Here is a 6,337-nt window from a genome sequence, read left to right on the forward strand (position 1 = left end):
TCGGGAATTAACTATCTTAAAATCAATATTTATCAATTTTTGTCGTGTAGTTAGATCATTCTTATAAAAATGAACTACCTTTGCCGCAATAATTAAAATTACTGATATGAAAAAAATCTTTTTATTCCTTGTAGCCCTTATGGGTATTGTAGCTTGTAGCAAAGGTGATAGCAGTTCTTCTGAGGATGGAGGAAACTCAAGTATTGCTGGATATAATCCTCCCTCTTGGATTATAGGTACTTGGATATGGGATACAAGTGCTGATTTCGCTTACACTTTCTCTGATAAAGATATTTGCCACCAAGCATTAGGTTCTAGCACATGTGATTTATCTACCCCTCAAATAATAAAAAGCATAGAACAAACTGTAAGCGGAAACGATTATACAGTCAAGATAAATCTTATAGGTGGAGGTTCCATTAGCCATGCTTGGAGAAAAATATCCGATAAAAAAATTGCAAAATTCAATCTAAAAGGTGAAATTACAGAAACTTATACTAAGAAATAGAATAAAAAAACTGCTCCTCTCCGAGCAGTTTTTTTATTGTTTTTTTATTACTTCTCTCTTTTATTTTTCTTGACTTTCCTCTTCAAATGTTGTATCTTTGCGCCCCAAATAAGTGAATAACGAAAAGGGTAGAGTAAAAAAGTTCTGCACTATTCACTATTCACGCTTCACTAAAAAAAAGATGCAAGTATTCAAACTCACCGACGAGATTATTGAACATATTCGTGAGCTGATAGCCTCCGATCAGAAACAACAACTCAAGGACTACCTTGAATCGCTCCACTTTGCCGATATTGCGGAGATTACCAGCGAACTGGAATTGGAGGAGGCCGCTTACTTAGTCAGCATCCTCAACCGTGAAAAAGCTTCTGAAACCCTTACCGAGGTGAATGAAGAGGTCTTGGAACACATCTTGGAAAACCTCTCCAATGAGGAAATCGCCCGAGACTTACAGGAGTTGGATACCGACGATGCGGCTTACCTCATCGCCGAATTGCCCGAAGAGCGACAAACGCAAATTCTCTCCCATATTGAGGACAAAGAACACGCACAGGACATTGTAGACCTACTCCGCTATGACGATGATACCGCAGGGGGACTCATGGCGAAAGAGCTTGTCAAAGTCAATGAAAACTGGGATGTGGATACTTGCATGAAAGAAATACGCAATCAAGGTCAACATGTGACACGTGTACATTCTATCTATGTAGTGGATGACAATGAAGTGCTCAAGGGACGCCTCTCTCTAAAGGACTTAATTGCCTCACCCCAAGGGGCTCATATTAGGGATATTTATATCCCTAAGGTGGATTTTGTATTCGTTCATGATACTCCCGAGGAAGTGGCTCGTGTCATGCAAAAATATAACTTGGAGGCTATTCCAGTAGTGGATAAAATGCATCGCCTCGTGGGACGTATTACCATTGACGATATCGTGGATGTCATCAAGGAAGAAGCAGAACATGATTACCAAATGGCAGCGGGTATCACCGAGGACGTAGAAGCCGACGATACTATCTGGAAACTCACTCGTGCGCGGTTGCCTTGGTTACTAATAGGAATGGCAGGTGGGATAGGAGCCGCCAGTATTATCAATGGCTTTCAGGATGGACTAACGGCTTTCCCTACTCTTTTGCTCTTTATCCCTCTGATACAATCCACTGCAGGGAACGTAGGAGTACAATCTTCCGCTATCGTAGTGCAGGGATTGGCTAATAATAGCATAGATGGCGCACTGATTAGTCGATTGCTCAAGGAATTCCTCTTAGGACTTATCAACGGACTAGCACTAGCTACTTTGGTACTTATGATGAGCCATTTTGTCTTTGGTAGCTCCTACTTGGAATCAGCTACCGTATGTGCCGCCCTAGTAACAGTAATTATCAATGCCGCCGTTATAGGCACTTTTATTCCTATTTTCCTACATAGCCGTGGAATAGACCCAGCGGTAGCTACAGGTCCCTTTATTACCACAAGCAATGACATTTTAGGGATTCTTATCTATTTTATGATTGCGAAAATCATCTTAGGTTTCTAAACTAAAACAATATTACCATGCAAACACAACGAAGCCGCGCACAGGAGTCTACCGATGCGATTGAAAAGCTCTACACAACCATGCGCCACCTATTTAACCGAGGATTCTATAAGCCTATGGGAATCTCTGGCGAAAGCCTCCGAGAGTCCCTTTTGCTCCTCAGACCTGAGATATACGGAAGTATTGCCCAGCGACAAACAGAACTCAATGGGCTGCTTTACGTCTTGGATCGCCTGCCTATCGGTATAGAACAATGCCGATTTATCAATATGATTTCTGACGAAGGATATCGTCGGTCTCATTTTGACCCTATTATCCCTCCTAAGCGTCGTAGAAATTGCTATCGTATCGATGATGAACAGATGAATATCGAGATTACTCGTGGGCGTTCCGACATCTATGATATACTCACGCACCTGACTTTTCTTTTTATAGAGTCTCACAAGATAGCGCATAGTGTCTTGGACGAGGAAAGCGACAAAATCAGCCGCGATTGGGAAAAGATAGAACTCCTTGCCCAAAAGAAAAAACTCTCCCAAACCGAACGTGAATTAGCACTAATTCATATAGGTAAGGTATTGGGACGCACCTTTGAGGAAATTCTCCCTGCCTATCATCAGCTCTCCTCGGAGAAAAATCCTGAACGCTTTATACAGGTGATTTACTGGTTAGGAAAAATCGCTTTGGAGGAAATTTTGAGTGACAACAAGCGGGTGATTACCTTCTCCCCTATCCTAAGGGAACGCTTGGGACATCATATCTATGGGGAAATTTGGGCAAACACACTCAAGGAAACCCTAAGCCAAGATAACCTGCTACAACGCCCCTTACATATCATCAGTGCCAATATGCACAGTGTGATGAATGCTCTGTTCGCTTCTAAGGCTTTGAATATCAAAAGAAAGGAAGATACGCCTTGGGATACTTATATCGCCCTAAGTGAGGAGAAAAACCACGCCCTTCGCGAGCAGGTTACCCAATATGCCTTAGCCCATGGCATGCTCTTTATCAAGGACAAATCAGGCACCAATATAGACGTGCAAATCGTAGATACAGCACTTATTCCTGAAAATGAATTTTTCAAGAAATCCACTACCGAAGAGGCTCCTGTACTCTTGGTGATGGACTATGCTTTCGGAGAGCAGGCTTATGAAACCATAGACGAGCTTCTCAAGCCTTACAAAACAGAGGAAAAGAGTACCTTCCTCAACGTAGTATCTGTCTCTATCATGGGCAAGGCAGGGATTTTAGAAGGTGAAAAGGGAGATATTATGATTCCTAATGCGCATATTTTTGAGGGAACTGCGGACAACTATCCTTTTGAGAATGAGTTATCTACTTCTGATTTTGAGGGCAATGGTCTCAGAGTCTTTGAGGGAACTATGGTAACCGTATTGGGTACCTCCCTCCAGAATAAGGACGTACTGACCTATTTTCACAAATCCACTTGGAATGTTATAGGTCTAGAAATGGAGGGCGCCCACTATCAGAAAGCCATACAATCAGCCTCCAAGATTCGTAAGAGTATCCGCCGTGATGTCAAGGTACGCTATGCCTACTATGCTTCTGATAATCCTTTGGAGACAGGCAGCACCTTAGCCTCAGGTGGTTTAGGACTTATCGGAGTAAAACCGACTTACCTCATCACCCATCGTATCTTAGAGCAAATAGGAAAGGAGGAATAGATTGTGATAAAGGCTATTGCTTTTATCTTGATAAAATATGCTTTTTGAGATGTTTCATTAACTACAATTGTTTGTTATAGCAACTGTAACATAGAGGGGTTGCCACTGTTATTTTCTTTTCCTCTTTACCACAACAGTGACAGTACTTCTCTTCATAAAAGCGGTTGCTATACTTTGCCCACAGTGAATAGCAGCTCTCACACAAAGGCACAAGCGTGTTAAAGGGGATTTCAGTATTGCAACGGATACAATGTCCTTTTTTGGTTTCTGTCTCGGTAAAGGATTCGGGTTGCTGACCAATAGCAGGAGTTTCTTTTTCCTCCTCTTCTGGATATTCACGAGCTACACGCTGCTTACTTTTATCCATATTTACGTAGTTTTCAGGCATAAAAGATGAGTAACGTATAGGATTCACAGGTCTATTTGCTAAAATATCATCTATCAAATCCAGATGAGTGGTGGAGCCTACATAGTCTTTCGCCAGACCTAAAAACTTTTTGCTATAATTAGGACGTTTGGCAAAAATGGTATACCCCCCATCAATAACACTCATGATGGCATTTTTAGAAGTTTCAAAGAAGTTGTTTTTATTGACAATATCAGTGATATTTTTTTCAGCAAGCACTCCAAACTCTACATTATTGATAAGAGAGTAATCTAGTAAGTTCATTGAAGTAATAACAGACTGCCTTTCATTACTGTAATACTTACCATGTAACTGCGGAATATACACAATAGTAATATTAGGAAATTCCAAAAAATATTCAATTTCTTTACGCCTAAAACTACGTTCTTTATTTTCCTCATTCTTACCAAAACCAATAAGAATATGCAGTTTGGAATTGTTTAGGTGTTGTTTGAAGATATTTTCTTTAAGATAATCCCCCAGCTGAATATAAGGAGAAATAATAATAAGTTCCTTTTCCGCCTTAAAAAGAGTATCATAAATAGTGTCGGATAGCGGTTTTCCTGTTAAAAAGTCCATAAGTATAGTTTTGAGTTCTTAGTTTTGAGTTTCTATAGGGAGGGTATCATACCCCAATGATTGCAAAAAGAGCAATCCATTAAGGGGAGTTATTTTTTGAGTGCCTGTCCAGCCTTGTTCTGTACCCCAGTCTATAAGTTTAGGGATATATTTAGGTTCATTGAGGTTGATGAGATCCTCAGTTTGTGTAGTTTTATTGAGCAATTTGATATTTCCATTCAGGGGTTGCCCCATAAATTCATCTTCAAAGGTGATAAAATCAACACACAAGGGCGTATTCTTCTCACCACTTAAGAAGATACGCACTGAAAGCAGCGAGTTATGATCCCTTTTCCTATTATAAGCAGTATCTACCCGATACAAATATTCCTTATCTTTATGTACTAACTTTCGGAGTTTCTGTTTCATAGTGAGTAGTTTGTAGAAATGATTTTTATAATATGATCCAATAGTTGCAAAAATACTTTCCTATCAAAATTATTGTTTAGAATAGTGCTACTTACGGTCTTACACCACCATTGTTCCTCAATAGCTGTTTGCATAGCTTTGAGTTGTGTTATCACAGTTTCAACAGAGAGCCCTACAAGCGCCTTTTGGATATCTTCTGGCATAAACGAAAACGCCTCGATACCGCAACACTCCCTAACACATTCTACCTCCAACTTATCAAAAAAGACATTTAGTGGGGCAATATAAGGGTCAAGATCTAACAGCTTTCCATTGTAATCTACTGGAAGCTCTTCAATAAAGAGGTTATTGCCAATAAGGATGGGCATAGGATTACTTTACAAAAATCTTTTTATAGTTAGAAAACTTAAAAAAATAAAAATCATTATGTATGTATAAGTCGTTTTTATCAATAAAAATTCTATTTACATAACTCCAACTTATTTGAGTATAAGAATTAGGTTGAGAAAGTTTTACTTCCAATATGATGCTTAAAGTATGTCTTTCTGCTATAACTTCTTCTTTAGTATCATCTATAAAATACTGACGTAAGGTATTATTAGTAGGGTCAAACTTATATACTTTATCTGATAATACTAAAAGATTATTATCTTCATCTGAAAAAATATCTCTAAGATTTTTAGGGAAATCAGCAATAAGAGTGGTTACATTATAAGAATCTGAAGCTGCATCATATACTATTTTTCGTAAGTTCTTATTTGTATCAACTACATATATCACTTTATTAATGATTACGATTTTATCTATTCTACGAAAAGAAGCTTCATTACCTTTTCCATCTTTTATACCACTTGTAACAGCAGTACCTGCTATATAAGTACAAGATTTAGTTTTAGCATCAAATAATAAAAGACGAGATTGCCTATTCCCTACTAAGATATATTTATTTTCATCTAATTGTCTTATATCAGTTAACATCTCAGAAGGAGTAGTGTATTCTTTTTCTCTATTAAAGTTAAAGGGCAGTGCATACACACTACGTCCGACAGAAGTGGGGGGATTCGTAACAAGATATATAGAATCCTTTTGAGGAGATAACTCCATCCCCATGTTATTGAAAAATAAGTGATCTATTCTACTTAGGATAGTAACTTCCCCTTCCTTATTTATTTTCTTTATAGATGGATTAAAATTACCATATCTATCTCCAGAAT

At 38.6% G+C, this 6,337-nt stretch carries 7 protein-coding genes; 3 read left to right on the forward strand and 4 right to left on the reverse strand.

The window, feature by feature from the left end; all coding sequences use genetic code 11:
* The first annotated feature begins 106 nt into the window (after positions 1-106).
* From Q0625_RS11740 to Q0625_RS11750, 3 genes are all read left to right on the forward strand, one after another.
* Complete coding sequence (locus Q0625_RS11740; protein ID WP_298827513.1) at positions 107-508, forward strand: hypothetical protein; 402 nt, start codon at positions 107-109, stop codon at positions 506-508.
* Between the two features lie 181 nt (positions 509-689).
* Complete coding sequence (mgtE, locus tag Q0625_RS11745; protein WP_298827516.1) at positions 690-2,045, forward strand: magnesium transporter; 1,356 nt, start codon at positions 690-692, stop codon at positions 2,043-2,045.
* 17 nt (positions 2,046-2,062) lie between these two features.
* Positions 2,063-3,730, forward strand: a complete 1,668-nt coding sequence (locus tag Q0625_RS11750; protein WP_298827519.1) for a hypothetical protein — start codon at positions 2,063-2,065, stop codon at positions 3,728-3,730.
* A gap of 61 nt (positions 3,731-3,791) precedes the next feature.
* On the opposite strand, the gene Q0625_RS11755 is transcribed toward Q0625_RS11750, so the two are convergent.
* From Q0625_RS11755 to Q0625_RS11770, 4 genes are all read right to left on the reverse strand, one after another.
* A complete protein-coding gene (locus tag Q0625_RS11755; protein WP_298827522.1) occupies positions 3,792-4,715 on the reverse strand; it encodes a phospholipase D-like domain-containing protein in 924 nt (307 codons plus the stop codon).
* 18 nt (positions 4,716-4,733) lie between these two features.
* Positions 4,734-5,123: a hypothetical protein gene (locus Q0625_RS11760; RefSeq protein WP_298827525.1), complete on the reverse strand. Its 390-nt coding sequence runs from the start codon at positions 5,121-5,123 to the stop codon at positions 4,734-4,736.
* Complete coding sequence (locus Q0625_RS11765; RefSeq protein ID WP_298827528.1) at positions 5,120-5,491, reverse strand: DUF6331 family protein; 372 nt, start codon at positions 5,489-5,491, stop codon at positions 5,120-5,122. Before Q0625_RS11765 ends, Q0625_RS11760 begins: the two co-directional genes overlap by 4 nt.
* A gap of 4 nt (positions 5,492-5,495) precedes the next feature.
* Positions 5,496-6,337 (reverse strand): hypothetical protein (locus Q0625_RS11770; protein WP_298827531.1); only part of this gene is annotated, 842 nt, incomplete at its 5' end.

The organism is uncultured Capnocytophaga sp., assembly GCF_938029845.1.
Taxonomy (GTDB): domain Bacteria; phylum Bacteroidota; class Bacteroidia; order Flavobacteriales; family Flavobacteriaceae; genus Capnocytophaga.

What these genes read in the sequence shown, in the direction of transcription:
- Q0625_RS11740 (WP_298827513.1), top strand. Translation starts at nt 107, where the DNA reads ATGAAAAAAATCTTTTTATTCCTTGTAGCCCTTATGGGTATTGTAGCT.
- Q0625_RS11760 (WP_298827525.1), bottom strand. Translation starts at nt 5,123, where the DNA reads ATGAAACAGAAACTCCGAAAGTTAGTACATAAAGATAAGGAATATTTG.
- Q0625_RS11755 (WP_298827522.1), bottom strand. Translation starts at nt 4,715, where the DNA reads ATGGACTTTTTAACAGGAAAACCGCTATCCGACACTATTTATGATACT.
- Q0625_RS11765 (WP_298827528.1), bottom strand. Translation starts at nt 5,491, where the DNA reads ATGCCCATCCTTATTGGCAATAACCTCTTTATTGAAGAGCTTCCAGTA.
- mgtE (WP_298827516.1), top strand. Translation starts at nt 690, where the DNA reads ATGCAAGTATTCAAACTCACCGACGAGATTATTGAACATATTCGTGAG.
- Q0625_RS11750 (WP_298827519.1), top strand. Translation starts at nt 2,063, where the DNA reads ATGCAAACACAACGAAGCCGCGCACAGGAGTCTACCGATGCGATTGAA.